General features: G+C 49.2%; 21 protein-coding genes. 10 read left to right on the top strand and 11 right to left on the bottom strand.

Annotated features, from left to right (window positions below; genetic code table 11):
• Positions 1–3 precede the first annotated feature (3 nt).
• Entirely contained in the window at positions 4–1,530 is a 1,527-nt protein-coding gene (locus B5M13_RS03435) for an aldehyde dehydrogenase family protein (protein WP_080054309.1), read from the top strand.
• Positions 1,531–1,623: 93 nt separating this feature from the next.
• Here B5M13_RS03435 and B5M13_RS03430 read toward each other — a convergent pair whose 3' ends face one another.
• Positions 1,624–5,163 (bottom strand): SdrD B-like domain-containing protein, encoded by a 3,540-nt coding sequence (locus B5M13_RS03430; protein ID WP_080054308.1) that lies wholly within the window; start codon positions 5,161–5,163, stop codon positions 1,624–1,626.
• 392 nt (positions 5,164–5,555) lie between these two features.
• On the opposite strand from B5M13_RS03430, the gene B5M13_RS03425 reads away from it, so the two are divergent.
• Positions 5,556–6,134: an outer membrane beta-barrel protein gene (locus B5M13_RS03425; protein ID WP_080054307.1), complete on the top strand. Its 579-nt coding sequence runs from the start codon at positions 5,556–5,558 to the stop codon at positions 6,132–6,134.
• Between the two features lie 55 nt (positions 6,135–6,189).
• Here B5M13_RS03425 and B5M13_RS03420 read toward each other — a convergent pair whose 3' ends face one another.
• Positions 6,190–6,801 (bottom strand): outer membrane beta-barrel protein, encoded by a 612-nt coding sequence (locus tag B5M13_RS03420; protein ID WP_080054306.1) that lies wholly within the window; start codon positions 6,799–6,801, stop codon positions 6,190–6,192.
• Between the two features lie 154 nt (positions 6,802–6,955).
• Between B5M13_RS03420 and B5M13_RS03415 the strand changes: the two genes are divergently transcribed.
• A complete protein-coding gene (locus tag B5M13_RS03415) occupies positions 6,956–7,531 on the top strand; it encodes a hypothetical protein (protein ID WP_080054305.1) in 576 nt (191 codons plus the stop codon).
• Positions 7,532–7,590: 59 nt separating this feature from the next.
• Here B5M13_RS03415 and B5M13_RS03410 read toward each other — a convergent pair whose 3' ends face one another.
• Together B5M13_RS03410 and B5M13_RS03405 are read right to left on the bottom strand one after the other, a co-directional pair.
• On the bottom strand, positions 7,591–8,640 hold the full coding sequence (locus B5M13_RS03410; protein ID WP_080054304.1) for a sensor histidine kinase: 1,050 nt from the start codon (positions 8,638–8,640) through the stop codon (positions 7,591–7,593).
• Positions 8,637–9,686 (bottom strand): sensor histidine kinase, encoded by a 1,050-nt coding sequence (locus tag B5M13_RS03405; protein ID WP_080054303.1) that lies wholly within the window; start codon positions 9,684–9,686, stop codon positions 8,637–8,639. Before B5M13_RS03405 ends, B5M13_RS03410 begins: the two co-directional genes overlap by 4 nt.
• A 386-nt stretch (positions 9,687–10,072) precedes the next feature.
• Between B5M13_RS03405 and B5M13_RS03400 the strand changes: the two genes are divergently transcribed.
• From B5M13_RS03400 to B5M13_RS03385, 4 genes are all read left to right on the top strand, one after another.
• Positions 10,073–10,753 carry a response regulator transcription factor gene (locus B5M13_RS03400; protein ID WP_080054302.1) on the top strand — a complete coding sequence of 227 codons (681 nt, stop codon included), beginning with the start codon at positions 10,073–10,075 and terminating at the stop codon, positions 10,751–10,753.
• Positions 10,753–12,135, top strand: coding sequence for a sensor histidine kinase (locus tag B5M13_RS03395; RefSeq protein WP_080054301.1), 1,383 nt, complete (start codon positions 10,753–10,755; stop codon positions 12,133–12,135). The genes B5M13_RS03400 and B5M13_RS03395 overlap by 1 nt, the downstream gene beginning before the upstream one ends.
• A 100-nt stretch (positions 12,136–12,235) precedes the next feature.
• On the top strand, positions 12,236–13,180 hold the full coding sequence (locus tag B5M13_RS03390) for a hypothetical protein (protein WP_080054300.1): 945 nt from the start codon (positions 12,236–12,238) through the stop codon (positions 13,178–13,180).
• A 44-nt stretch (positions 13,181–13,224) separates the two neighbouring features.
• Positions 13,225–14,373, top strand: a complete 1,149-nt coding sequence (locus B5M13_RS03385; RefSeq protein WP_080054299.1) for an endonuclease/exonuclease/phosphatase family protein — start codon at positions 13,225–13,227, stop codon at positions 14,371–14,373.
• A 67-nt stretch (positions 14,374–14,440) separates the two neighbouring features.
• On the opposite strand, the gene B5M13_RS03380 is transcribed toward B5M13_RS03385, so the two are convergent.
• Positions 14,441–14,968, bottom strand: coding sequence for a CopD family protein (locus B5M13_RS03380; protein ID WP_080054298.1), 528 nt, complete (start codon positions 14,966–14,968; stop codon positions 14,441–14,443).
• Between the two features lie 182 nt (positions 14,969–15,150).
• Between B5M13_RS03380 and B5M13_RS03375 the strand changes: the two genes are divergently transcribed.
• The 3 genes from B5M13_RS03375 (at position 15,151) to B5M13_RS03365 (ending at position 17,710) form a co-directional block, all read left to right on the top strand.
• Positions 15,151–15,756 carry a hypothetical protein gene (locus tag B5M13_RS03375; protein ID WP_080054297.1) on the top strand — a complete coding sequence of 202 codons (606 nt, stop codon included), beginning with the start codon at positions 15,151–15,153 and terminating at the stop codon, positions 15,754–15,756.
• A 112-nt stretch (positions 15,757–15,868) separates the two neighbouring features.
• Positions 15,869–16,357: a YciE/YciF ferroxidase family protein gene (locus B5M13_RS03370; RefSeq protein ID WP_080054296.1), complete on the top strand. Its 489-nt coding sequence runs from the start codon at positions 15,869–15,871 to the stop codon at positions 16,355–16,357.
• A 396-nt stretch (positions 16,358–16,753) separates the two neighbouring features.
• A complete protein-coding gene (locus B5M13_RS03365; protein ID WP_080054295.1) occupies positions 16,754–17,710 on the top strand; it encodes a nitrilase family protein in 957 nt (318 codons plus the stop codon).
• 128 nt (positions 17,711–17,838) lie between these two features.
• On the opposite strand, the gene B5M13_RS03360 is transcribed toward B5M13_RS03365, so the two are convergent.
• The 6 genes from B5M13_RS03360 to B5M13_RS03335 form a co-directional block, all read right to left on the bottom strand.
• Positions 17,839–19,002, bottom strand: coding sequence for a Gfo/Idh/MocA family protein (locus B5M13_RS03360; protein ID WP_080054294.1), 1,164 nt, complete (start codon positions 19,000–19,002; stop codon positions 17,839–17,841).
• Between the two features lie 58 nt (positions 19,003–19,060).
• A complete protein-coding gene (locus B5M13_RS03355) occupies positions 19,061–20,092 on the bottom strand; it encodes a sugar phosphate isomerase/epimerase family protein (RefSeq protein WP_080054293.1) in 1,032 nt (343 codons plus the stop codon).
• Positions 20,093–20,224: 132 nt separating this feature from the next.
• Positions 20,225–21,460, bottom strand: a complete 1,236-nt coding sequence (locus tag B5M13_RS03350) for a class I mannose-6-phosphate isomerase (RefSeq protein ID WP_080054292.1) — start codon at positions 21,458–21,460, stop codon at positions 20,225–20,227.
• A gap of 99 nt (positions 21,461–21,559) precedes the next feature.
• Complete coding sequence (locus B5M13_RS03345) at positions 21,560–22,333, bottom strand: 3-keto-disaccharide hydrolase (protein WP_080054291.1); 774 nt, start codon at positions 22,331–22,333, stop codon at positions 21,560–21,562.
• Between the two features lie 68 nt (positions 22,334–22,401).
• Complete coding sequence (locus B5M13_RS03340; RefSeq protein WP_155297384.1) at positions 22,402–25,071, bottom strand: c-type cytochrome; 2,670 nt, start codon at positions 25,069–25,071, stop codon at positions 22,402–22,404.
• A gap of 317 nt (positions 25,072–25,388) precedes the next feature.
• Positions 25,389–26,915, bottom strand: a complete 1,527-nt coding sequence (locus B5M13_RS03335; RefSeq protein ID WP_080054289.1) for a RagB/SusD family nutrient uptake outer membrane protein — start codon at positions 26,913–26,915, stop codon at positions 25,389–25,391.
• Positions 26,916–26,953 lie beyond the last annotated feature (38 nt).

Raw genomic sequence — 26,953 nt, 5'->3', positions numbered from 1 at the left:
CTTATGGAAGTACAAGAAGCGCCCAGCAAAACCTTACCCCGGCCCGTATTTAAAACACAATACGAAAACTATATTGGCGGCAAATGGGTAGCCCCTGTTGATGGTGAATATTTTAACAACACGTCTCCTGTTGACGACAGCCTGATTGCTCGCGTTCCACGTTCAAAAGCAGCCGATATTGAACTGGCTCTGGATGCAGCTCATAAAGCATTCCCATCCTGGGCACGAACATCGGCCACCGAACGTAGCAATATGTTGTTGAAGATTGCCGATAAGATCGAACAGAATCTGGAATTTCTGGCTCGTGTTGAAACCGTTGAAAATGGCAAAGCGGTTCGCGAAACTCTGGCAGCCGACCTGCCCCTCTGCGTCGATCACTTTCGGTATTTCGCGGGGGTGATCCGGGCCGAGGAAGGCTCTGTAGCCGAACTGGATGCCGACACGGTTTCGATGATTATCAAAGAGCCTATCGGTGTAGTCGGTCAGATTATCCCCTGGAATTTCCCCTTACTGATGGCGACCTGGAAACTAGCTCCGGCGCTGGCGGCTGGCTGTTGCGTGGTGATGAAACCCGCCGAGCAAACCCCAACGTCCATTCTGGTGCTGATGGAGCTGATTGAAGGGCTGATTCCGCCGGGCGTCGTCAATATCGTCAACGGGTTCGGTCCGGAAGCGGGTAAGCCTCTGGCGCAAAGCAAGCGGGTAGCGAAAGTTGCCTTTACAGGTGAAACCACTACCGGCCGACTGATTATGCAGTATGCTTCGGAAAACCTGATTCCGGTCACGATGGAACTGGGTGGTAAATCGCCCAACATTTTCATGGAATCGGTGGCCGACGCTGATGATGAGTTCTTCGATAAATGTATCGAAGGGGCAGTGATGTTTGCCTTGAATCAGGGCGAAGTATGTACCTGCCCTTCACGGATGCTGGTTCACGAAAGAGTATATGACCGATTTATTGAGCGAGTTATCCAGCGGACCGAAGCCATCAAACTCGGCCACCCGCTTGATCCTGAAACCATGATGGGTGCCCAGGCCAGCAACGATCAGTTCGAGAAAATCCTCTCGTACATCGACATCGGCAAGCAGGAAGGTGCCGAAGTACTGACGGGTGGCGGTCCCGCCGGTCTAGTCGGCAATGGACTGGAATCGGGCTACTATATCAAGCCAACCATCTTCAAAGGCAATAACAAGATGCGTATTTTCCAGGAAGAAATTTTTGGCCCTGTGGTATCGGTAACGACCTTCAAAGATGCGAATGAGGCACTCTCGATTGCCAACGATACGCTATACGGACTGGGCGCCGGTTTCTGGTCGCGGGATGCGCATGAGTTGTACCAGATTCCCCGCCAGATTCAGGCAGGACGTGTGTGGGTCAACTGCTACCACCAGTATCCGGCTCACGCACCGTTCGGCGGGTATAAGAAGTCGGGCTTTGGCCGCGAGAATCACCACATGATGCTCAACCACTATCGCCAGACCAAAAACCTGCTGATTTCGTATAGCAAAAATAAATTAGGATTCTTTTAAGTAAAGAGGAAGGGAGTAGCGGGTGAAAGGAGTAGGGGAAACGAGTCTATCTCAATTCTCTTTACTCCTTTCTTTTTTTCTAACTGCTCTATATTATCTGGGGTCACCAATACGGACTGGCCGTTTGTTTTGCGTGAGTACATAGGGCACGCAGATGTCGGCCGGGCAGCCGCAGGTTGTTCTCAACAGAATTACCTGCACATCCGTGTAACAACCCGACGCATTGTAGACGCGGACGGTATAGACCTGATCAGAAGCCGGATTTACCAGCGTAGTTGCAATAACACCATTGGCCGGAATCACCTGGGGTGCGCCTGACAAGGAGGCAGCCGCATTGAACGTTGCGCCCAGCGAGTATTGATACGTTAGTCCAGCCTGGAACCCACTCAGCACAATCTGTCCATTGTTCTGGGCGACATTACCAATACAACTGGCAGGAGTAGCCGTTGCGACAAACGTAGGTAGCGAGTCTTCGACGACAATAAATGGGCAACAGCTGAAATTCGGGCATTGCCCTGAGCCTCCTCCAGCATCCACTGCCAGGCTATAACTACCCGGTCCGGTCACCTCCAGCGTATCGGTTGTCGCATTCGGAATAACCTGACCGTCTTTATACCACTGATACGATGTATGACCTGCGGGTGCCGTCAGAATAAACGCATAATCGTCTCCAGCACACATATGCACCGGAATAGACGTACAAATTCGGGCTGTATCACCGGGAATACTGGCCGTATTGTATAAAATACCCGTACTATCAGCTTTGGCCTGGATTGTCAGACTCAGGCTTTCGCTCGGACTAAGGGCAGCTATTGTCCAGATACTGATTGGCATTCCCTGTGTAAAAGTCGTCCCGGCGGGTGCCGATACCGAATTGGGTACATAGGTAAGTCCAATGGTAGCCGAATCGTGCACAGTTATATTCGTGGTTGGTAAGCTGCCCGTATTGGTCAGTACCAGCGTATACGTGAGGATTTCAGCAGGGTCGGCCTTCGATTTATCCACCCGCTTTTCCAGATCGAGCAAAGCACAGGTCGTTGGGGCTGTGTAGGTACTACTGGCGGGCGAACAATCGGTACTCGAATAGCTGGCCGTAATTGTGTGCGACCCACTACCTGTTGTTAAGCCACTTAGCGAATAGGCCACCGATGTTGTTCCGGCAGGTACGGTAATTGTTGTACTGACCGCGCCATCCGTTACCGTAAGCGTTCCGGTCGAAACGTTTGAAAAGCTAACTGTACCCGACACCATGTACCGATTTGTTGTTCCATCACAGGACGATGGCATTCCGGTTAAAGCCAGGGCGCAGGTCGCATAGGCCGCATCGAACGAAAAGTTATTCTGCCCAGCCTGCCCCAGCACGAACGCTAGGATACCCGCCGAATTAGGGTCTGAATCAATGTTATCTGCATTGGGTCCCGTAGCCATGTTTTGTCGGCTGCTGAGCATAACCGTGCTGAAGCTGGCCGGGAACGCTAACGAATAGGATCCTCCGGCCGTAAGTCCGGTCAAACTGTACACAAATCCAGGAGCGGGCGTTCCGGCAGCACTGGAGAAATAATACTCACCGGCCGAATTGGTCGTAACACTGACCGGCGACGAAAGCCCTGCACCGCGTAAAGTCACTTCGACCCCAGCCAGTGGCGGTTCGCCGGGGTCCTGGATTCCGTTGTCGTTTTTATCGTACCAGACCCGGTTGCCAATTTCGATTGGCGCGGGCTGGCAGGCTAGTTCCAGATCACCCAACCCATTTGCCTTCCCATAGCCAAAGGCATCTTCTTCATACAAAATGACGCCTGCTGCCGGATTTGGGTCGATGCCTGTTGGATTGCCGTCTTTAGCGCCCGTTGCGTTGATCAATCGCTTGATGCCACCTGTATTAAAAATTTCGGTGGGGTCGATGGCAGTCATAGCGACTTTGGCACTTCCCCCCAGTTGCGCCATACTCCCCTGCGAACTCAGGCCGTGGTTAGCGCCATTCTGCACCCGATCACCCCAATAATACTTACCTGTTCCTGGGCCTGCCGTAGTTGTTTGGGTTACCGACGTCGACGTTATGTCACTACACAAACTCCCATCATTTTCCAGGGTCCACAGGATATCCGTCGGACTGCATTTGCGGGCACGCAGGATTTCGCCGGGAGCAATCCCGCTGATCAGATCCGTATTGCTACCGGGCTTGTAATTTTTATAGCCCGTCTGATCGCCAAATCGGTCCCGAAGGCCAATCAACATATCGCCCGTTGTGGGTTCAAATTCAATATCCGTCAACCAGGCTTGTGGAAAGCTTACAACGCCTTCGTTTCGATCAGCCTGATAAATTGAAGTCCAGGGCCGCCAGAATTCACTCCGCGCCTGATTCGTTGGAGAATCAGGAAGCACATCGGCCCCGGAAGCACCTTTCTGGTAGGTTAACGGAAACGACAATACGGTTGTAAATGAAGCCGGAACGGCTGGATCAAGCGCATAAACTGTGGCACTTAAGCCATCGGTAGGCCCATAGGGAACAGTTGTCGTACCCAGATCTTCACGTGTACAAACCACTCCTACATAAACCTTACCTCGGTAAAATTTGACGGCAAATGGTCGATAGCTGCTTTCCGTTGTCGTACTGCTTGTCGTGCAGCCCGGATTCGGAATGGGTACCCCCGTGGCCGTTTTCGTTGCTACGTCAATCGAATACAACGTCCGGTTTTTCAGATTGACCACGTAAAGTGTTTTATCATCATCTGAAAGATCAATACCGCCCAAACTCGTTTTTCCGACCGCATCGAAGCCAATACTGTCATGGCTGGCCAGACTGGCCGTTGTCGTTGGCAAATCGTTGCCATGCGTTTCGGTAGTAGATGACACGGCAGTGCCGCCAATGGTCGTAAAGTTGAAAAACTCCGTTGTATTGCCACTGGTGGCCGATGTGGGAGAGGTTACATAAATCGCATTCGGGCCATTGGCCGAGAAGCCCACATGTCGTTTGGTAAACGAAGATGAATAAATCTGTCCGGTCGATTTATTGTAAGCAACTCCCCAGGTTGACCCCACTTCACCGATTGTTGCCAAATAGGTCATAGCCTTGGTATCGTCCTCAACCGTATAGGGCGTTCCTACCAAAGCTACTCTCTGTGTAACGGATGGGGCTCCTGCGGTAGGATCGGCCGCAATAAAACAGGTTGTTATGAGCAGGGGCGAAACCGATTGACAATACTCGGCCGGATAATTTACGCCCAGATTTACGTTCGTTGCTCCCCCATTCACAAACTGGACCGACGTTGCGCTGTTACCCCCTCGGGATGCTTCGTAATCGCCCGACTGTAGATTCGTGAACTCAACCCGATAAGCTCCTGAATTCCCCACAGCCAGCGTATAGTTACCTACAGTAGTCGTTACCGTACTACTAACTGTCGTTGCGATGGCTGCTCCCGATGGGTCGTAAGCGGTAACCGTTACACCCCCTACGCCCGGCTCTCCATAGGTATACGAAGTCGGATCAGAAATAGCTTCATACAGACCATTGCTATTAAAATCCCGGAAAACTGTCCCCGTAATAGTCTGTCCAACTAATGGCAATGTAATTGTTACCAATACAACACAAAGGGAAACACTAAAATGAATGTGTTTTATCGTAAAGTTGAGCATAGACGAAATACTTTATGAATCAGTACATAATATAGGCTAATAGATAGCTTAATTGAATACTATTTAATAAATATAGACTACAAATAGTAACCATTTGGTCAATCAGGTTCTAGCCAGAATTATGCCAAATGAATAATCGTGCCTATTACTATTTATTTATAGGAGAAGTAAATTAAGACTATTGTGATGCGGGTGTAAACCCGCGACTTTAACTGGCCAGCGCAGTTTACACCCGCATCACAGCATTGAAGGCTAACAGTCTGTGTTAGTTTAGGAAGTCGGCAGGAAGAGCTGCTTTTCGGCAGGGATGTTAAAAACACTTAAATGCCCTTACTCTTTACAACGCCAGCAGACTTAAACGTATCCCTTGTGGCAGATAAACTTCATTGATTATGAAACGGTATTTAGTTCTACTCTGTTTGGCACTGCCTCTACTTGGCCATGCGCAATCTCTCAAGCAACAGGACATACTCGGCAAAGGGCATTTCAATGCCGGAGTCAGTGTCGGGCAGGGCTACCGGGGAACCTATCCAACCACAACCTTTACATCGCCCCATATCCAGTATTTTATTACCAATGGCTGGTCGCTGGCTATTGAAGGCCGTTATGTATCTAGTAACATCTACCCTCAATCCGTCGATAAACCCGATTATAGATTATGGAGCGGGGGGGTATCGACGCGTTACTATTTTCTACGGGGGAAACGGCTCGCTACATTCGTTCATTTGGGCACCTACCACGGCCAGAGTACGCTACGGATGAAGTCCGACGCACCAGCTACCGAGTCTCGTGCCTGGCAAACCGAAGTGGGTCTGGGCGCCCATTACCGGGTAGCGAAGCGGTGGTCTGTTGAAGCGATGGTTGGTCGAAGTGGGTTGAAAAGCACGCCCACTAATTCTTATTTTCTCTTAACTCCCGACGATTTTAACCGGTGGCAGGTGAGTATTGGTATTAATTACCAACTTCGCTGATGTACGCTAAGGTACATCAGCGAAGATTGGGTCGACTGGAATAGAACAGGGGCACCTATCGTCCGAAATAGAGCTGAAAGCCAAAATTCAGTGAAAAGAACTTTGTATCGATGGCTGGAAAACTCTGTTGATTAGCCGGAATATTATCCAGAAAACCTGCTTCAACATGCTGAATCGTGTAGTTCAGTTCGGTATTCAGACCAATATTCCGGCTAATAAAGTAGGCCACCCCAGCATGCGGAGCGATAGCCGTGGAATAGCCCGTTGCTTTCGATTCACCATTCAGAAATGATCGGTAATAATTAACCGTACGATTATAACCATAAGCAGCACCCAGGTAAGGCTTCAAAGGCCCTTTACCAAAATAGTAATTAATAAACGGTGACAGTCCATAACTTAATTGGTAGCTCTTAAAATCGGGCGATTTAAGGTAGCTAGTCGAATAGCTAACGGGTATCCCCGTTCCGATTAGCAGATTGGTAGCCACAAAATGGCCCACCGTTGGCATAATAGTTCCCGAAAAGCTCTTTTGAGCGTACTGGCCCTCATTCTGATATCTGAGATTACCAATCTGGCTACCGATCTGCCAGCGCCCTTTGTCCGTTTGCGCCCATGTAGGCGAACAGCAGGTAAGAAGAAACAGGCTCGTAAATAGGTATGCTTTCATAACGAAACATGTTTTGTTTACAATATGATACTAAATAATACATTTTTGGTTGTAATTTGCTCGAATACAGGATTACAAGTGCCCATAAATCCATTAAACAGCATGCTATCATTTAACAATTTGGCGTATCTTGAATCATTAAACACACTCCATTATGAAAAACGCATCCCTAACTCCGAACCGATTTAACGCACGTTTGCTACAGGCAATTATTATTTTAGGGCTATCGAGCTGTAAAGAGGCCGAGGTATTTCGCCCCTTAGCCTATTATGATCTAATTGGTAGCTGGACTACCAACGGTTTTGTGTTTGAATCAGGCGGTCCTTTACCGAAAGCAGACCAACTAGCCTGGTTTAAGTATATGGAAGCATCCTCATTCACCTTTCAATCGGATAGCACGTATCTTAAACGCTCAAAGGATTCATTCGTGAATTCGACAACAGTTCTGGTGAAATTAGAAAAAGGTACGTTTAGCGTTTCCAATGGTATTCTCAAGCTATCGACTCGCGATACAATTACCGGAACAACCCGAAATACCTATTATCGATGTGATTTCACCCGGAAGCAGATCGGCAATTCCGAAATTCGAACAGTTTCGATGCATTCCACCAGAGATCTGCTGCTAAAATCACTAGCTGAACAAAATCAGACAACTGCCATGATTCAGCAGAACTTCCCTTACTTGCTCGACCGCAACCTGTTTACAATCAGCCAGGAACTTACTCGCTAATTCGCCAGAAAACCTACCTTTTGACTGTAAACTATCGACAGCGTTAGACGTTTTATCAGCTATCCCACTTCAGCCAGTCGCCCCTCACTAACCAAGGGTAAGCTCACGACGAACCAACCGGGTGTTTCTTCAATCAGCAAGCTCCCTTCGTTGAGGAGTTCGTAGCGTGTTGCCAGATTACTCAACCCTGCCCCAGCCGTTTCGACCCGGAGGTTTTTGCGCTGGAGTGTGTTGGCAACGTGCAGGCGCTGGTCGAGGGTCGTGTATATACGTATATGTAGGGGGTTATCAGGTAAGATGACATTATACCGTACGGCATTTTCAATTAGAACCTGCAGGGCTAACGGTGGAATGAGGCCGTGCTTCTCTACCAGATCAGCCGACAAATCCAGTACTAATCCATCCTGATAACGCGTTTGGAGCAGATGAAAATACGAGCGGATAAACGCAATCTCGTCGCTCAACGGAACCAGTTGCTGCTCGCTAGCCTGTAACAGATACCGAAAAACAGCCGTTAGCTCGCCCAGAAACGTATCGGCCTGCACCGGGTCATCGCCAATCAGCGACGAAAGTGAGTTTAAGCTATTGAACAGAAAATGCGGGTTAACCTGATGCTGTAACGACGCCAACTGGCTTTGCAACGACACTTTTTCCAGCGTACTGGTTTGTACCGTTTCGCGCTGCCATTGCTGCAAAATATACCAGCCCTCATAGATGGCGAAATAAATGAAATGGTAAAAAATCTGAATACCGATATTACGGCTCAACTCAATGGCGGTGGTGTAATAATTGAATGTACCTTCGATCAGAAAGCGCAAGAGGTGGCGAAATAGCCAGGCAAAACCAACCAGAACCGGCAATACAGCCAGCAACCACAGCAATCGCTGACGGGTGTTGTCCAGGCCGGGATAACGGTGCTGAATGGTTAAAACTACCCACCGGGCAAGCTGCCAGCAAACAATACCAGCCGTTACAGCAATGGTCACATTGACCAGCAACGCCCGCCATGTACTGGTAGCGTACAGATCGAATCGAAAAAACAGGCTCACGAACGCATAAAGTCCTATCGGACCGAACCACCGAAGCCAACGATCATTTAAGGATTTCATAGCGTTGTTTCCGGTTCCGATTGACCCACTACCAGTGGGAGAGTGATTACAAACAGGCCATTATCTTCCTGTATCGAAATAGCACGCTGCCCCAGCAACCGATATTTGGCCGCTATGTGCGCTAAACCTACTTTATTGGACAATACGGAGGTCGTTTTCCGTTGCAGATTGTTCTGCACAATCAGCGTATTACCCTGCGTCTGAATCGCAATAACCAGCGGTCGGGCTGGCAAAATAACATTATGCTTAACCGCATTTTCTACCAGCAGTTGCAGGGTCAACGGGGGTAACTTATGCTCAAGCACTTCATCATCGACCGATATAGTCAGCTCAACGCCAGCTCCGTAGCGCGTTTTTAGCAACTGAAAATACGACCGGATAAATTGTAGTTCCCGGTTTAATGAGGTAAGTTCCTGATCGTTCGCCCGCAGTAAATACCGATATACGCTACTCAACTCATCCACAAAGGTTTCGGCCTGACGCGGGCTCTCGTAAATCAGCATCGACAGTGAATTAAGACTATTGAACAAAAAATGCGGATTGATCTGACTTTTCAGGGTATCGAGCTGATGCCTTAGTTTCGCTTTCTTCAGTCGTTCGTTGTGTTCGTAGGCTTGCTGCCACTCGCGTAATACATAGCCTCCTTCGTAAATAATAAAGTAAACGAAGTGGTAAAATAACTGAATACCAATCGAATACGTATAGTTTGACAGCGTTTGGGTTAGGTATTGCAGATTATTGAAAGCCATATGGGCAAGCTGACGAATCAACCAGGCAAAATTGACCAGTACAGGTAGCAAAACCGCCATCCAAATCAGCCTGCGCCGGGTATTATCCAGGCCAGGATACCGTTTCTGCAAGCGCATTACGATCCACCTGGCCACATGCCAGCAGATATAACCAGCCGACAAAGCGATCAGGTCCGAACGAACCAGCGTATCCGTCGATCGCTCAAGATACCAATCGAGCCGAAAGAACAGCGTACCCACCAGAAACAGGACGAATGGGCCAATAAGTCGTAATTTTTTGTCAGTAAAGACGTTCACAGACGACGTTGAAGTATAATAGATGTTGTGTTATCAACGGAAAGAGCCCTATAACCAACCAAGCGTTGCAAGCCACTTTCCTAAACGTTGGTTGAATTCAACCGCTCCTGAACTCTAGGCAATACGGCTGTTGAAATTAAACGCCTTTTGGTAGATAGCCAAGAAAAAAGGTAGATTTAGAATTGTTTGACGGATGAACGGCTGCTCATCATCCGTAAGTCCCGCACTCGCCCGAGTCAAAACTCATTACTTGAACTTAAGTAATATGCAATTGCACCCTACAACGTTTATAGGTTATTCAGATACCGTACAAGAGAGGTTTGTTACTCAAATCGACTATCCAATACGTTATTTCTATAAATTCGAGGGTCGTAAGAGCCGGACCTATGAAAATTCTGCTGATTGAGGATGAAGTCAAAACGGTTCAGAGTATTAGACAGGGACTCGAAGAGCACCAGTGGGAAGTCGATGTAGCCTACGACGGTATCCTGGGCTTTCAACTGGCTACCCGGTCGCCTTATGCACTTATCATTTCCGATATTATTCTGCCCGGCATGAATGGTCTGGAGCTTTGCCGAAAGCTACGGGAAGCCAACGTGGCCACCCCGATTCTGATGCTGACCGCGCTGGGAACAACCGACGATAAAATTGTGGGACTTGACGCAGGAGCCGATGATTACCTGGTCAAACCGTTTGTATTTGGAGAACTTATGGCGCGGGTTCGGGCGCTTACCCGTCGAACGCATCATTCCATTCAGCCCAGCAATGTATTGAAAATTGCCGATCTTGAGCTGAATACCGATACCAAAACGGTAACCCGTGCAGGCCGTGAGATCTCGCTGACGGCCAAGGAGTTTCAGTTACTCGAATATTTCCTGCGCCATCAGGGACGGGTGATTTCTAAGGTGGAACTGGCCGAGCGGCTTTGGGATCTGACCTTCGATACGGGTACCAACGTCATTGAAGTATATATAAATTTTCTCCGCAAAAAGATCGATAAAGACTTCAATCCCAAATTGTTGCACACACAGATCGGTATGGGATATGTTGTAAAGCTCGTGTCGTGATGACCAATATTCGCACCCGACTTACGGTTCAATTTGCGCTACTGGTAACGGTCATTCTGCTGTTGTTTTCGCTCGGGGTTTATTTTTTCAGCAAACTCTACCTCGAAAAACGCTTTTTCCGACGACTTCAGGATCGGGCTATCACCACCACTACCCTCCTGTTCGACTTACAGCAAACGGATAGCACGGTACTCCGCGTGATTGATGCGGGGAATAAAGAGCCACTACTCAACGAAAACATTTCGATCTATAACGCTAAAACCAAACAAGTACTTTTTTCCAACAATCCGGCCAACACCCGATTTCACGAGCAGTTTATTCCGCAACTCGACTCGACCGCCCAAACGCTTTACCTGCGCCAGCACGAATATCAGGTAGTAGCCATTCACCTGGCCAAAGCCAACAGCAGTGATTGGGTGATTGTCAGTGGTATTGATCAGACGGGGCACGAAGCGCTGGACGATCTGAAAAAGATTCTGATTGTGATGGTTCTGGCAGCTCTCCTGCTTCTGGGAATTTCGGGCTGGTTTTTTGCCGACCGGGCGCTGGCTCCCATGTCGGGCATTGTGCAGCAGGTGAATACGATTTTTCCGGCCGATGTATCGAAACGGGTGGAACACCCTAACCGCTCCGACGAAATAGGCGTATTGGTAGCGACCTTCAATCAGCTACTCGACCGCATTGAGCAAGCCATCAACAAACAGAAGATGTTCATCGCCAATGTGTCGCACGAGTTAAAAAACCCGCTCACCAAAATCAATTCGCAGATTGACGTTGCCTTAATCCAGAAGCGAAATCCCGATGCCTATGAACGGACACTTCAGTCGCTTCAGGAGGATACCCGCCATCTGGCCCAACTGACCAATACCTTACTGGAACTAGCCAATACCTCCATGCGGGCCGATACCATGGCTGTAGAACCCGTTCGTATGGATGAACTGCTCTGGGAATCAAAAACTCAGTTGCAAAGCTGGCACGAGAACTACCACATCCAGCTTACTTTTTCCGACTTCCCGGATGAGGAAGAAGCGCTGATAACACAGGGAAATCGTGCCGCACTCAAAGTACTGCTGATGAATCTGCTGGATAACGCCTGCAAATTTTCGCCCGACAAAACGGCACAGGTAACCTTCCAGGCGAAGACGACCACAATCATCATCATTGTTTTTAACGAAGGCCCTCAAATACCGGAAACCGATCTCCCCTACATTTTCCAACCCTTCTTTCGCAGTAATGCCACGGCCCCATCGAGCAAAGGGCACGGGGTTGGTCTGGCCGTTGTGGCCCAGGTTGTCGAGATTCATAAGGGCACCATTTCTGTTAAATCGACGCAGGCGGGCACTACTTTTATCCTTACCCTCCCCAGTATCGCTCCATTTTAAGGTAATTTTAAACTCAGATTAAGTCCTGATTAAGTTCGGTATCGTTGCTTTGTAGCTCCCTATCTCTGAGGACGAGGGGGCTACAAAGCAACAAGTACCTATGGAAATCCAAACAGCAAATCATAAACAGGGCGTTCTGAACATGACCATTGGGGCACTGGTGGGCGTAATGGCGCTGCTGGCCTATTTATTTGTGGGCTCTCGCAACGAAACGCTGGAGGTTCAGAAACTGCTGACGGCCAAGGTGGAGCAATTTGCCTCTACCCAACAAAAGCTCGATTCCATTTCGTCGGTACTGGATAATAAGATCATCGAAGTCCGCAAGTTAGGTGGTAGCGTGAGTGAACTGGAGCGAATTAAGCGGCAACTGGAAAGCGATAAGAAAAAACTGAAGTACGACCTTTCGTTCTCCATTCAGCAATACAACCTGAAAATCAACGACTATAAAGCCTTCCTAGCTCAGAATGACGTTAACCTCCGCCAGCTAAAAACCGAAAATGGCACCTTGCTCAATCGGGCGCGAGTACTTGAAGAAGAAAAGCAAACGATCCTTACCGAAAATGAAGGGTTAAAGCACGAAAAAGCTGCCCTGACCCAAACAGTTGACGATTATTCCCTCCAGAATGCCGAATTAAAAAACAAAGTATCGCTGGCATCAGCCATGAAGGCGGTCAACGTAGAAGTGGCCGCTGTGGCAGCCAACGGCAAAGAGCGTCGGGGCGGTATGTACAAAGCGTCGCGTATCGACCGACTGAAGATCACCTTCATTATGCCGTCGAACCCAGTAGCTGTAAAGAACAACAAAGACATATACGCCCGGATTCTGGACGTCAACGGGGCCGTTGTTGGTGACAATGGTGGGGTTATATGGGCAGAGGGCCACGAAATCGGTTACAGCACCCGCCAAACGGTACTGTTTGAAAACAGCGACCAGCAGGTCGACATTCTGTTTCGGAGAGACGCGCCTTATAAACCAGGCCCTTATACGGTGGAGTTATATGCCGAAGGCTTCCGCATTGGCAGTGGCCGTTTCGATGTCAAATAATTGGCCTGTTTAGAGGCTCTTATAGCTAACTCAACGGTTAATCTATGGCAACTTTTCACAACCTGATACGATCTCTTTTGACGAGTATACAACCTTACTTGAAAACGCTGGGCAAGCTGGCAACTTATTTAGTGCATACATACCGCCAGTTTCCGATTGCCTATACAGCACTCGGTTATTTGTTTTTCAGCATGGCCTTCTGCTACTACCCGGTCGTCAATCATTGGCTGGGGGGCTTTGTCATGATGAGCCTGCCGCTCGCTATTCTGGGTGGTTTTATGGCCTGCATCTACCTGTTTCGAAAGCAACAAACCGCCGTAGCAATGGCTGGGATAATCTGGGTATTGTTCTCGTTTGTTGTGGTCAAACGATTGCTGGGCACCGACAGTGGCGATACCGATATGAGCCAGGCCCGTACCTTAAATGTACTGAGTTTCAACAGTGAAACGTTCCAGAATGGCGTCGATCTCTCTTCCCTAAAAGCCGATATTGCGTGTTTTCAGGAATATTCGCCCAATAGTCAGATCGAACGGCAATACACGGCAAAAATGGAAAAGCTTACCTGCTTCGATAAAGATCGTGAAATAGGTTTAGCGTTGTTTTCTCAGTATCCGATCGTTAATCAGTATGGTCATATCTGGGATCGGTCGAACGGTCCCGACATCAATGGGTTTCTGTGTGCCGATATTGCCTACGGTGCCGACACCATCCGGGTTGTCAACGTCCATTTATGGTCGATGGGGGTACGAACCAATCAGGCGGTCGATGCGCTGAAATCGGGGCACCTCATCCAGTTTGCTACATCGTTGATTGATACCTTCCAGAAATTGAAAGAAGGCTTTGAGCACCGGAACGAACAGTTCTTGGAAGTAGAATCGTACGTAGCGGGTAGCCGATACCCCGTTATTATTTGTGGCGACTTCAATGAAACGCCCATCGGGTATTCGTACGGCAAGCTTCGGCAAAACTTCAAAAACGCATTCGAAGAAGCCGGACAGGGGCTTGGCTTTACGCTAAACCGCCATCCGTACTGTGTCCGAATCGACCAGCAGTTCGTCAGCAGCGACTGGGCCATTAAAACCTGTCAAACCTTATCGGGCATTTCGTTTTCCGACCATTTTCCTGTACTGGCGCAGTATGTCTTGAAGAAGTCCCTGCATGCCCCCAACGAGTTACTGGCTCAGCAGAAATAATACACCAATTAGATATATGTCCCGTGGAAACGGGCGGCCGCTACCGTCATATCTTAAAGCCTACACATTACTCTTTCCGCAGCCGCTTGTACACGCGGATACCCATCATCAGAGCGATCATGAGGCCGAAAATCCCTAACAACCCCCACAGCATATTCAGGGCGTCTTTCAGGACCACCAGAAACACGATGGCGAAAAGAAACAGGGTCGATACTTCGTTCCAGACGCGAAGTTGTGTGGATGTATAGCGAAATACGCCACGCTGCTGCTGTCGATACAGAACATGACACAGTATGTGATAGACGTATAGGCCTGCCACCAGCACCAGTTTATAGATCAGCCAATCGGGCGTCGACCCATAGTTGTACCAGGTCGTGAGGCCCATAATCAGCGTGATAATTGCCGATGGCCAGGTAATAATAAACCAGAGCCGATTCTGCATCAGCAGCAATTGTTTTTGTACAGCGCTACGGCCCGGTTCGTCCAGTTGTTCCGATTCGGTGGCATAAATGAACAATCTGGGCATATAAAATAACCCGGCAAACCAGGTTACCACAAAGATGATGTGAAGCGCTTTGCTATAAAAGAACGTCATGGCCAACTATTGTTGCGGCAAATATACATCAATGCGCCTTAGCGAGGTTACTGCCAATTTAGTACCCCGCGACCATACCCTATCAAATTGTACACATTTTGGAACTATTAAACTGGCAGCCAAACAGATAAAGGGTTTACACGTTTTATTGACGGTCATAACCTGTTTACGACTCAGTCACTATGGAACGGAAGCCTATTATCGATCGAATCGAACATGAAGTGCAGGCGCTACAGGGCGATGCAACTAAAGATGTTAGCTATTCCAGTGAGCGCATATTCGCCAGCGAAGCCGAAGCGCAGGAAGCGTTTAAACTGTCAGTCAGTAAATTATTAAACATAAATGGATGGTCGGGTCTGTCCAGCCTCACTGCCGATTTTCAGCTTCACGATACCAACGGCCAGCCTAAGCTAAACGACCAGCCGCAAGTCGGGGACTATATCCGGGTAGCGTTGCCAGGCCCTATGCCCGAGAACTGGGTACATGTCCGTGATTTTATCAGCACTGAAAACCGAGTAGAGTTTACCGTAAACCCCAGCCACGACCCTCATGAATCGACAGAGCAGATCGAACATTTTTTCCATAAGGAAGCGCAGAGTACGTTCCGGGTTGAGCTAACGGGCAAAACGATTAGAGCGTCAGAAATTGGCCGCCAGGAAGGGATCAACAATCGACAACCCGAAGCGGGCAATCGCGCGGCTATCAATACAGTTATTGCTGAAACAGGCTGGTTGTTCTATCAGAAATTTCAGTGGAAACTGTTGACAGACTACCTGGTAGGACTTTGAGCGTATCCGGGTTCAGTTCCCTGAACCGTAGCCTTACTTCCTGACCTGTTTCACCTGAACACATTATCTTTTTTTCGTTCTGCCGAGTTAAGTCCTAAAAAACGAATACGTCATGAAAAACATGCAGGATTTAATGGAGCACACCATTCAGGATTTGTACTCCGCCGAAAACCAGATTCTTGAAGCACTGCCTCAACTGATTAGCAAGGCACAAAGTAGCCAGCTACGTCAGGCGTTCGAACAGCACCAGCGTCAAACCGAAAAACATGTTCAGCGCCTTGAGCAGGTGGCCAAACAGTTGGATATTGATCCCGATGGAGAAACCTGTATGGCTATGCAGGGACTTATTGAAGAAGCGCAGGATTTGCTGGACCAATTGGACGGTGACGAGATCACCGATGCGGCTCTTATCGGGGCTGCTCAGAAAGTGGAGCATTACGAAATCGCTTCTTACGGCACCGCCCGAACGCTGGCACAACAGGCAGGTCAGGACAAGATTGCTGATCTGCTCCAACAAACACTGGAGGAAGAAAAGCAAACCGACGAAAAGCTAACGGAAATAGCGACGACGAAGGCCAATCAAAAAGCGGTGAAGGCGTAGTAACTCGATTGGGTTATAGCTGGACTCGTCATAGAAGCTGTTTGAGGCAGGTTGTAAGAGCCTGTCTCAAACAGCTTCTATGACGTTCAGGATTAGGGAAAGAGTGGCGAGATTTTCAGTAGACTCAACGACTCGCATACTAGCTGGATCTTACGGAATAACGAAGCCAATCACCTTTTTTCTGTAGCCGCTCTGATTGCCTCTTTATGGTTTCGGGCTAGCAGGCATCATAGACTGGTAAGGTAGCGCACTGGTCGATTCAAAGTATAGCGTAACAAAAACAGATCAACTCAGTCGATCCGGCTGATTCCACTTTGTGCTTTTCATAGGATAGTTTTTTAATCTATTGAGTACTAAATTCCAACTACCTTTAGTGCTCTTTACCACAGAAAAGCCATGCAAAACCTGAAGATCGCAACAGCTCAATTCGAGAATGCCAGTGGCGATAAAGCGTATAATTTACAGGTCATCAGTAACCTATCGGCAAAGGCGGCTCAGCAGGGCGCTCAGGTCATTGCCTTCCACGAATGTTCAATTACTGGCTATACCTTTGCCCGACACCTATCGCGCGAGCAGATGCTCGACTTAGCTGAGTACATTCCCGATGGGGAGAGCATTCAGGCACTTACCCAGATTGCGAAGGCAAACGATATTGTTATTCTGGCAGGTCTATTTGAAAAAGATCAGCAGGATCAGCTGTTTAAAGCCTACGTCTGTGTCGATAAGAATGGCCTGGTTGCTAAATACCGAAAGCTGCATCCGTTTATCAACCCTCATGTCCTGCCCGGCGATTCGTACGTTGTCTTTGATTTGCTCGGTTGGAAATGCGGTATTCTGATCTGTTACGATAACAACATTGTCGAAAATGTACGAGCGACGGCTTTGCTCGGAGCCGACATTATTTTCATGCCTCACGTAACGATGTTAACTCCGTCTACCCGACCGGGTGCAGGTTTTGCCGACCCAGCTCTCTGGGCAAACCGGGCCAATGACCCAACCTCGCTCCGACTTGAATTCGACGGCATGAAAGGGCGGGCCTGGCTCATGAAGTGGCTTCCCGCCCGTGCCTACGACAATGGTATTTATGTGGTCTTCTCCAACCCCATCGGTATGGACGACGACCAGCTAAAAAATGGCTGTTCGATGATTATCGACCCTTTTGGCGACGTTATTGCCGAATGCCGTGAGTTAGGCAACGATGTGGTGGTAGCCAATTGTACACCCGAAAAATTACAGCAGGCAGGCGGCTATCGCTACCGCAAAGCCCGTCGCCCTGATTTATATAAAGCTATCCTGGGACAGGAGCACACACCGGAACAAAAAGTAGTCTGGTTAAATCCTGATGCAAACTAACTACAGATCAGACGCTTGAGCTAAAGAAGGGCATACCTCCGGATACCGTATTCCTAATCACAAAAGGTGGCTTAACCCGAATTCGAGCTAAGCCACCTTTTAAAATTGGTAGTAAAATCGGCTGTACACTATCCGGCAAATGACTCAACGCCTGTGTCTTTCCAACTTCTGGAAGAAGCTGATTCCAGCACTGCTTCGCAGACTTTCTGGGTTTCCAGCGCATCCAGGAAGGTAGGATGGCAGGGCTCGCCGGTTTCAAGGCTCTTCAGAAAATCGGCTACCTGATGGATGAAGCTGTGCTCATAACCAATCCCTAAACCGGGTACCCACCACTTGTTCATGTACGGTTGATCGCCATCCGTTACATGAATGGAGCGCCAGCCTCGCACAATTCCTTCATCGCCATGGTCGAAATACTCCAGCCGGTTCAGATCGTGCAAATCCCATCGAATGGAGGCATGTTCGCCATTGATTTCAAAGGTGTATAACGCCTTATGACCACGAGCGTACCGCGTCGATTCGAATAAGCCCAGCGAGCCATTGGCAAAATGGCAATGGAAAATACAGGCATCATCGATCCCCACGGGCTGCACTTTCCCGGTTAGGGCGTGCATCCGCTCCTTAACAAACGTCTCGGTCACGGCCGACACATCGGTGATGGCTCCATTGAGCCACATTGCCGTATCAATGCAGTGCGCCAGTAGATCGCCGGTTACGCCCGAGCCCGCAGCCTCCACGTCCATCCGCCAGGTACCTGCACCTCCCTGAGGCACATCGGCACTGATGGTCCAGTCTTGCAGGAAATTGGCCCGGTAATGGAAAATCTTACCCAGCTTGCCTGAATCCACCAGTTGTTTGGCCAGAGTAACGGCAGGCAATCGACGGTAATTATACCATACCGTGTTGGCAACCCCGGCCTGCTCAATGGCATCAACCATCTGCTGGGCTTCAGCTACCGTACGGGCCAGTGGCTTTTCGCAGAGTACCATCTTTCCAGCCGCTGCCGCTGCCAACGCAATTTCGGCATGGGAATCGTTGGGAGTACAGATATCCACGGCATCGATATCGTCGCGGGCAATGAGCGCTTTCCAGTCGGTTTCAATGGATTCGTAGCCCCATTGATCGGCAAATGCCTGGACTTTTTCGGCGTTACGGGAGCAAACGGCTTTTAAAACAGGCTTGTACGCTAACTCAGGGAAAAAGTGGCTGACCTGGCTATAGCCATTGGAATGGGTACGGCCCATAAAGCCAGTGCCAATCAAGCCAATGCGTAATTCTTTTTTGGTTGACATAAATGTTTAAAGGTTTTTAGGTAGAGACGCCAAGGGGGGCGTCTCCTGACCGGAAGGTTTATGCTTCGTACCAGCCGTGAGCCTGACGTACTTTGATCATCGTCGCCAGCACATCATTCCAGGTTTGTTGTTTGAGCATCACATCGTTAGGAAACATACAGCCGTCCCAGCAAATATGTCGGAAAGCTTTGGTCAACTCGCCATTTTCGTTGCGCAGCCAGTAACCAGCATCATGCACAATATCGAGTTTGCCGTTGGGGTCGAGCGCCTGGCAATGACGACCCGTTTTATCATGCGAACCCGAGCCAAACACCGTTCCATCGTTCTGAGCGACGTGAAAGTCGATTGTCCATGGGCGCAGCGCGGCTGTCACCTTCTTCAAAGCTTCGGACAGCGCTTCCCGGTCGCTCCAGTCAAAATCTGGGGGCAGAATACGGTCTTCAGGACTATTGTATCCCAGGGTATAGAGCAGCGTATGAGCCATGTCGGCCTGGAAACCCATGTTTGGCCGGTTCACCGCTACGAGTGTATCGACCATAGTTTTCCAGCTGTGCATACCGCCCCAGCAGATTTCTCCTTCGGCCGCCAGTTTCTCACCATAATCAGCTGCCACATCACAAGCCTGCTGGAAAGTCGACACAATGAGTTTGCTGTTGCCCACCGGGTCCACTGCCCAGTCGTGGGGCGAACTAGCGGAGTCGATGCGCACGACACCACTGGGTCGAACACCCAGTTCTGTTAAGCGCTGACCGATATGGCAGGACTTGCGCACCATTTCGACAAACTGGGCCCGTTGTTCCGGACTACCCATGGCTGGCCCTCCCCAGATGGGAGCCACCAGCGAGCCAATCTTAAGGTTATAGCCGCCCACTTTATCGGCCAGCCGCTTGATATCATCGTCGGATAGGTTGACATCAATGTGCTCAAATAAGGCCAGGTCGACCCCATCGAATTTAACCCCGTCGACTTCGGCATTGGCCGTCAACTGGAGCATGGTATCGAAGTCGATGACAGGCTCGGAGTCGGGGCCTTTGCCGACTACACCGGGCCACATAGCGTTGTGGAGCTTAGGATAGTTATTCTGGTTCATGGAAAGAGAACTGATTTAAGGTTTTAGGCAAAAAAATAACACAGAGATTCGTCGAAAACCTACAAAGATTCACAGAGAATTCAGAAAACTCCGTGTCTCTCCATCTTCTTTGTGGATCTCTGTGTTATTTTTTTATACTGCGCTTAGATCTAAATCGGGATTGGCCGGGCCAAAGTGTTTAAGCATCACAATGGGATCAGTTGAGGACGGGTTGACAATAGTCACTCCTTCCATAGCCGCCTGTTCACTCACAAAGAATTCGTCGTTTGTCAGTTGGCCATATCGGATCATGGTTGGGGTTTCAATGTCCCATACGCCCAGCTTCCCATGCCCCTGCATCATAATCAGCCCGTAGGCCGCACTGTCCTTGATGGTGACTGTCTGGCCAGGAAATACAGTGAGTTCTTTAGCGCTGAACGCTTCATTTTTATAACAAACCCATACTTCACGGTAGCCTTCAGCAGCCATTTCTTCTTCATCACGGACAGGCTTTGGACGCATGAAGCGGTTCGCCATCATTTGTGGGTCGGTATTCAGTTCCCAGTCGATGGCTTCCATGAGCTGGTCGTAATCACCAATCCGGTCTTTCGGCGTACCATTCCAGAGCAACTCTTCGGGTATGATGGCTTCGTTGACCAGCGACTGATACATAGCGAACACATCGGAGGCTTTCTGAGGCTCATAGGTACACAGGCTACCCGGCGCATGCAACAAGCCAGGTGGCACATCCCATCCCGTACCGGGTTCGAGCCGGTAAGCCGACGAATAATTGGTGATCTTGTTATCGCCCTTAGTGAAGTTCTTCAAACATTCTTTGATCTGCTCTTTGGTGGTACCGGGAGCGATACCAATGAAGGTGTAGGGGAAATCGCCCCCGTGGTTGTTCACTTGGGGAGGGAAATAATACGCTTCGGGTTTGCCCAACTGACCGATTAAGGCAGCCTGCTCATCGTTGTGGTGAAGGTGATGCGGCAGGGGACCCATGTTGTCGAAGAATTTGGAGTACATTGGCCAGCTTTGGTACTGATTCCAGAGCCGATCACCGATCAGTTCTCCTTTTAGTTCATCGACGGCGTCTTTGAGCAAAAACTGAACTTCCGTTCCATCTTCATCAGTGAAAACGATGTGGCTCAACCCTTCATTTTCGCCGGTCAGGGGGCCATTTTTGGCGGGAGTTGTGGAGGAGAACCAGCGTTCATCAATACCTCCCCGCTCACCGCCCAGCACATAGTAATCGTCGGGGTGGAGTTTGATACGTCGACCAGGTACGCAGAAGGATCGGGGTACCCAGGTAGGGGTTAGTCGCAGAACGCCCTTGCCTTGTTCCAATGCTTTTTTTGCTACACTAACTGCTGAGGTTGTTTCCATTAATAAATAAGCAATTGTTTTATTATACATAACCGGGTAGGGATTATCTCTACATGACCTATCCAAAACGGCTAGCCATCCCTACCCATTTCTATACACTTATAACTGTTTGATCATCAGATTCCGGTATTGGACTTTCATAGGCGGCCCTACGTGTACCTGAACCCCCAGCAATCCTTTGGTTTTGCGGTTAACGGTATCATCGTCTATTACTTCACTCATCAGCACATCATTGATATAGTGTTGTAAACGATTGCCTTTGATCACTAAATGGAATGTATTCCAATCTTCGCTTTTGATAAATGTTTTGAGTGAATCGGAGCTTCCCAACGAACCCGTAACCGTCATACCCGTCCAGGCATTACCTTTTACATTGGCCCGAATCGCTTCCGGCGTATTTTCTCCCGTATAGGGAGCAATGGTCGTCTTCTGTCCACGATAAGCCAGAGTGGTCCGTTTCCGCTCCTCATAGTTTTGGCCGGTATACCGTATTTTCCCGTCGATATCGGCCTGATAGCCTTTCAGGGCAAACGGAATATCAGGCAATCGATCACTGCGGTAATTGATACCTGAGTTCCCGGCTTCAGTAATTTTGAATTCCCCTTTCAGTTCAAAATCGGCAGGCTCGCCACCTTGCCAGATGATGAACGAATTTGTTTTCAGCGTTTTATCGGGTGTTATTTCTCCGGTCAGACAACCATCTTCAACCCGCCAGTAGTTTGGGTCGCCATCCCAGCCTTTCAGGCTCTTTCCATCGAAGATGGAGACAAAGCCATCTTTCTTTTTCTGCGCCAGGCAGGATGTATTGGTGCTGGCAATCCCGAAGACTGCTACAAAAAGCAGGATAGCGCTGAGATTTCTTTTTCTTACCATATCAAATTCAAGGTTATAGTCCTGAGATTTCAGACAGGAAGACGAGTCGCCTTCCTGTCTGCCTATTGTTATTTGCCCTTCGAGCCGCCCGCTTTGTATACATCACTGTCCTGCTTCCCGCCCGACTTCAGATAGGCGATCAGATCGGTTAACTCGCCCGGGTTCAGACTGTTGATTAGACCAGGCAACATAATTGAAACGGTCGAATTCTTCTTCGATACGACATCCTTTTTGGGTACTTTCCGAAGGAAATCTGGGGCAAATGGATTCTGCGAAATCGAATAGTTCACCTTATCCTCACTCACAAGCCGACCCAAGACCGACTGCCCGTTTTTCAGCGTGAAAATGGTTGATGCATATTGGTCTGAAATAGCCTTGTCGGGGTTGATGATGGCTTCTAGAATATCCTTGTTCGAGAAGCGGGTCCCTAATTGAGTCAGATCGGGGCCAATATCCCCTCCCTGACCACCCATCGAGTGACAACGGCTACACAAAACAGCGGAGTAGATTTTCCGGCCTCTATCGAAGTCGAGCGAAGCCACAAGGCCTGTATCAACTGCTGCCAGTGCATTATCTAGTTTCCACTGCCTTCCGGGGCCTTTGGGCGAATAGTCGCTGACAATGTCGTTACCCGACGTGGTCAACAAATCGGCACCCGATAGCTTGTTGTATTTGTCAAACTGATCTTTCGGCACATGAGCCAGTGCCAGTTTACGAGCTCTGTCGATAAAGCCGATATAACTCCGGCCACCCTGGAATTTGAACCCATTGGCAAACCAGGTAAAGTACTTATTCCGTAACTCTGGTGTCCAACCGGCATCGGCTCGACTTAGCATAACAGCATAGAAGGTCTGTTGGAGCGGTGGAACTTTCTCCAGCATTTTGGCAATATCCAGGCCATACTGTGGGTTTCGCAGGATCAGATCGGAAGAGGCTGTAGCGGTTTCGAGTCCAAGATCGTGGCTACCAGGTTCGTCCTTAATGTCCATCAAAGCCAGCGTTTTGTTCACTACACCTGGGGCATCGAGAGAAATAAGTACCCGGCTAAGCCCCCGGTTCATCAGGGCCGTTTTGGCAGGATAATGCGGATTCAGGTACGCAATAACACGATCTTTATCGGCCCCTTCGGGCATACCCATGCGCAGGCATATTAATTCAAAGGCACGGCATAAATCAAACTGCTGAGCTTCGGATAGTTGACCATAGTTGATCTTTAGCAACGCGTTAAGGAGCTTACTTTTTTGCGAAGCGTCGCCCTGTCTGGCCAATGCAACCGCTGACTGTATCAGTCGCTGTGGATCGGTTTCCGTAAATACTTTATCCTGCCACTGAGCCACAGGCTGGTGTTCAACCGCAATACGGGCCGCATACCGCACAAATCGGTCGGGGCTGTTCAGATTAGGCCAGGCCGCAGCAATAGCCGCTGGATTGGCACCATGATGGTACTGCTCCAGTTGAGTCCGAAGCTGATGCTCTTTTGTCAGAACGGGGGCCTTCGCCACAGGGGCTACCGATTCCGTTCCGGTATAGGTAATCCGGTAAAGGTCCGACTCTAAACGACGTCCACCCGTCAGGAAATACAACGCCCCATCTGGTCCGAACATACCGTCTGTGAGCGGCAGTGGCGAGCCCGAGATAAACTCTTCCCGTTCGGCTTCGTAAGTTGCCCCTTTCGGCTTCAGGTAAATCGAATAAATAATCCCGAAACTCCAGTCGAAGGCAAACAATGACTGACGATACCGTTGTGGGAACCGAGCATTATCACCATAAACCAGGTTCGTAGGCGACCCCTGTCCAATGTTCAATACAGGCGGCAGGTTGTCAGGGTTGCTGGGCAACCACTTGCCATTTCCCGTACGCCAGCCAAACTCAGCCCCGCTGGTAACGTGGCAAATACGAGTAGGACGATACCAGGGAAGGCCAAAATCCCATTCCATATCTGAATCATAGGCAAACATATCACCTGCTTCGTTGAACGCAATGTCAAAGGCATTTCTGAAGCCAGCCGCCATTAATTCCCACCGCTTTCCTTCCGGATCAACATTAGCAATCCAGCCACCGGGTGCCATCCGGTCGTTGGCATGGCCACGCGGGTCTTTTATCTGCGGAAACAGGTTATCTTCTTTCCAGTTAGAGGGCAAACGATAGGCATCCATTTGAGGAACATCGGTATGGTTCCCCGCAATCACATACAGTGATTTTTTATCAGGCGACAGCTTTATACTGTGCGGGCCGTGTTCGCCTTCGCCTTTCAGTGCTTTCAGCAAGGTTACGGTTTCGAACTGGTCGTCGCCATTGGTATCCTGAAGCCGGTACAAACCACTTCCTTTTCCGAAGTTTTTGTTCTCCCGGTTATTTACCATGACATAAAGGCTGTTGAACGCATAGAGTAAGCCCTGTGCATAACCCATACCGATGGTAGTATCGCCCGGCTGAACATTACCCACTTTAAGTTTCTCGATTTTGGGTTGCGACGAGCCTGAACCAATCGGCGGCAACTCCAATCGATACAAGGAGCCGTATTGATCGGAGGTAATCATCCGACCTTTGTCGTCGAACGTCATGGCGACCCACGATCCCATCTTATTCTCAGAAGGGCTGTATAAATGTTCGGCTTTGAAACCGGGCAATAGTTTCAGCTTATCGATTTTAGGGTTCTGTGGATCGACCGTTGTAGTGGCTGCTTCCTGCATGGTAATCCAGGATGTCCCAAGCAGGACAATCGCAGCAACCACCATGGCTAATTGGACAGGTCTGTACGTCAAAAACATAATTATATTGAGTAATTAAGTGTCAATACGTCAATTGTGTGGCTGTTATTTTGCGGATCACTGATGCGTCCCAGGCTTACAAAAGCACAGGCCGTTGAGGTTTTACCGCCCCTAATGGATGAATAAATACATGAAAAAGAAGCAGAGCCGATACGAATCTGCTTCTATATACTCCATTACCAACCTATATTAATGCTTGAAATCTGCCCAAATGGGCTACTATTCTTAAGGAGAAATTCACCACTCCTCCCACTCCCGACTGGAAGCAGGAGGAGTCGGCTATGTTAGAAATAAGGTGTCAATGCCGATTCAACCGCTGGCAGCGGATAATAATCGTCAAGATTCGTAAAGGCGTTGGGTGGCGGAACGGCTCCGGCTGGGAAGTAATAATCGGCCGGATTGGCTTTCACGCGAGCACCATAGGCCGTAATAATTTCTTTCACGCGGCCTGTCCGTGTCAAATCGAACCAGCGCTTGTTTTCGAAGGCCAGCTCAACGCGTCTTTCTTTGAAAATAGCTTCCCGCATATCGGCCTGCGATGAGGCTTTGGTAGCAGCCAGCCCCGCACGCGCCCGTACCTGGTTCAGATAGATAGCGGCATCGGCCGTCTTACCCTGCTCGTTAAGCGCTTCGGCCAGGAACAGCAACACTTCAGCATAGCGATAAACCGGCCAGTTCTGCCCCGTGTTGTTATGCAATGCATGGGTGCGAGCGTATTTTTTGATGTACGGATACACTTTATTCGCGCGCAGGCTGGTGCTCAACGTGACGGTTCCGATCGAAATATCTTTCCGTTTGTCGCCCGGTTCGTAAGCCGCGATCAGATCAGGCGTAGGAATATTATTGCTTTCCTGCGAGGTTGGCTGTGGGTTCGATGTTCCGGTGATGGGTGCAATTTCAGCAGCCGTTATCGGCGAAGGCAGGAATCGATAGATCTGGTTGCCGTTGTAGCCTGCCGACCCTTCCATATACTGGATTTCAAATACCGACTCAGGGTTATTCTTGTTCGTGTTGGTATAGGAAAACGCATCATTATAATCAGGCATCAGGCTATACCCGTCGTTGGTTACTACGTCTTTCATGAGCGTTTCAACCTGCGACCACTTTTTCTGTGTCAGGTACAAATTAGCCAGCAACGTTTTGGCCGCTCCCGATGTAACCCGGCCAGGTTCCTGGCTTTTTTTGTTTAGCAGGTTTTTACTCGCATCGGTCGCATCTTTTTCAATCTGTGCATAGAGCTGATCGGTTGTAGCCAGTTCGGCTGGTGCATCCTGGCGACCCGTAACGGGAGTTAAGTGCAGAGGGACTTTCCCGAATAAACGCACCAGATCGAAATAGGCAAACGCCCGTAGAAACTGAGCCTGGCCTTTCAGATTGTTTTTGACAGCATCGCTACTAAACGTAATTCCATCGATCAGACTCAGGATTTGGTTTGCCCGGGAAATGACCACGTAATTCAGTCGATACTGTACCAGCACGTTATCATTGGCGGTCACCTTGGCCCCCCCATCGCCCGTTCCGACAGGAATGGCAAAGTCGGCCACGTTTTCGGTTGCGTCTACGGCGCCATACAGCGTGTTACGTGCATAATAGGTATTGTCAGAGTGCATTTCCTCCAGCACCCAGGCCCGTTCGTTGTACATCTGCCGAAAAGGCACGTATGCGCCATTTACAGCCTGTACAAAATCAGCTTCTGTCTTGAAGAATGTAGCAGAGCTTAGGGCTGTTTCGGGTACTGCGGTCAGAAAGTCATCTTTGCAGCCAATCGATGCCAGGGTCAATAGCGCGACGGCGATATATTTTATTTTCATTGGAAACAAGGTTTTTAGGATTAGTCGCGGACTGTTTA

Origin of the sequence: Spirosoma aerolatum, assembly GCF_002056795.1 — a bacterium.
GTDB classification, from domain to species: domain Bacteria; phylum Bacteroidota; class Bacteroidia; order Cytophagales; family Spirosomataceae; genus Spirosoma; species Spirosoma aerolatum.
The sequence above is the reverse complement of the archived record's forward strand: the minus strand, read 5'-3'. Positions and strand labels throughout refer to the sequence as shown.

What these genes read in the sequence shown, in the direction of transcription:
- B5M13_RS03340 (WP_155297384.1), bottom strand. Translation starts at nt 25,071, where the DNA reads ATGGTGGTTGCTGCGATTGTCCTGCTTGGGACATCCTGGATTACCATG.
- B5M13_RS03390 (WP_080054300.1), top strand. Translation starts at nt 12,236, where the DNA reads ATGGAAATCCAAACAGCAAATCATAAACAGGGCGTTCTGAACATGACC.
- B5M13_RS03430 (WP_080054308.1), bottom strand. Translation starts at nt 5,163, where the DNA reads ATGCTCAACTTTACGATAAAACACATTCATTTTAGTGTTTCCCTTTGT.
- B5M13_RS03395 (WP_080054301.1), top strand. Translation starts at nt 10,753, where the DNA reads ATGACCAATATTCGCACCCGACTTACGGTTCAATTTGCGCTACTGGTA.
- B5M13_RS03375 (WP_080054297.1), top strand. Translation starts at nt 15,151, where the DNA reads ATGGAACGGAAGCCTATTATCGATCGAATCGAACATGAAGTGCAGGCG.
- B5M13_RS03335 (WP_080054289.1), bottom strand. Translation starts at nt 26,915, where the DNA reads ATGAAAATAAAATATATCGCCGTCGCGCTATTGACCCTGGCATCGATT.
- B5M13_RS03345 (WP_080054291.1), bottom strand. Translation starts at nt 22,333, where the DNA reads ATGGTAAGAAAAAGAAATCTCAGCGCTATCCTGCTTTTTGTAGCAGTC.
- B5M13_RS03425 (WP_080054307.1), top strand. Translation starts at nt 5,556, where the DNA reads ATGAAACGGTATTTAGTTCTACTCTGTTTGGCACTGCCTCTACTTGGC.
- B5M13_RS03385 (WP_080054299.1), top strand. Translation starts at nt 13,225, where the DNA reads ATGGCAACTTTTCACAACCTGATACGATCTCTTTTGACGAGTATACAA.
- B5M13_RS03400 (WP_080054302.1), top strand. Translation starts at nt 10,073, where the DNA reads ATGAAAATTCTGCTGATTGAGGATGAAGTCAAAACGGTTCAGAGTATT.
- B5M13_RS03355 (WP_080054293.1), bottom strand. Translation starts at nt 20,092, where the DNA reads ATGAACCAGAATAACTATCCTAAGCTCCACAACGCTATGTGGCCCGGT.
- B5M13_RS03370 (WP_080054296.1), top strand. Translation starts at nt 15,869, where the DNA reads ATGAAAAACATGCAGGATTTAATGGAGCACACCATTCAGGATTTGTAC.
- B5M13_RS03410 (WP_080054304.1), bottom strand. Translation starts at nt 8,640, where the DNA reads ATGAAATCCTTAAATGATCGTTGGCTTCGGTGGTTCGGTCCGATAGGA.
- B5M13_RS03380 (WP_080054298.1), bottom strand. Translation starts at nt 14,968, where the DNA reads ATGACGTTCTTTTATAGCAAAGCGCTTCACATCATCTTTGTGGTAACC.
- B5M13_RS03350 (WP_080054292.1), bottom strand. Translation starts at nt 21,460, where the DNA reads ATGGAAACAACCTCAGCAGTTAGTGTAGCAAAAAAAGCATTGGAACAA.
- B5M13_RS03415 (WP_080054305.1), top strand. Translation starts at nt 6,956, where the DNA reads ATGAAAAACGCATCCCTAACTCCGAACCGATTTAACGCACGTTTGCTA.
- B5M13_RS03420 (WP_080054306.1), bottom strand. Translation starts at nt 6,801, where the DNA reads ATGAAAGCATACCTATTTACGAGCCTGTTTCTTCTTACCTGCTGTTCG.
- B5M13_RS03360 (WP_080054294.1), bottom strand. Translation starts at nt 19,002, where the DNA reads ATGTCAACCAAAAAAGAATTACGCATTGGCTTGATTGGCACTGGCTTT.
- B5M13_RS03435 (WP_080054309.1), top strand. Translation starts at nt 4, where the DNA reads ATGGAAGTACAAGAAGCGCCCAGCAAAACCTTACCCCGGCCCGTATTT.
- B5M13_RS03365 (WP_080054295.1), top strand. Translation starts at nt 16,754, where the DNA reads ATGCAAAACCTGAAGATCGCAACAGCTCAATTCGAGAATGCCAGTGGC.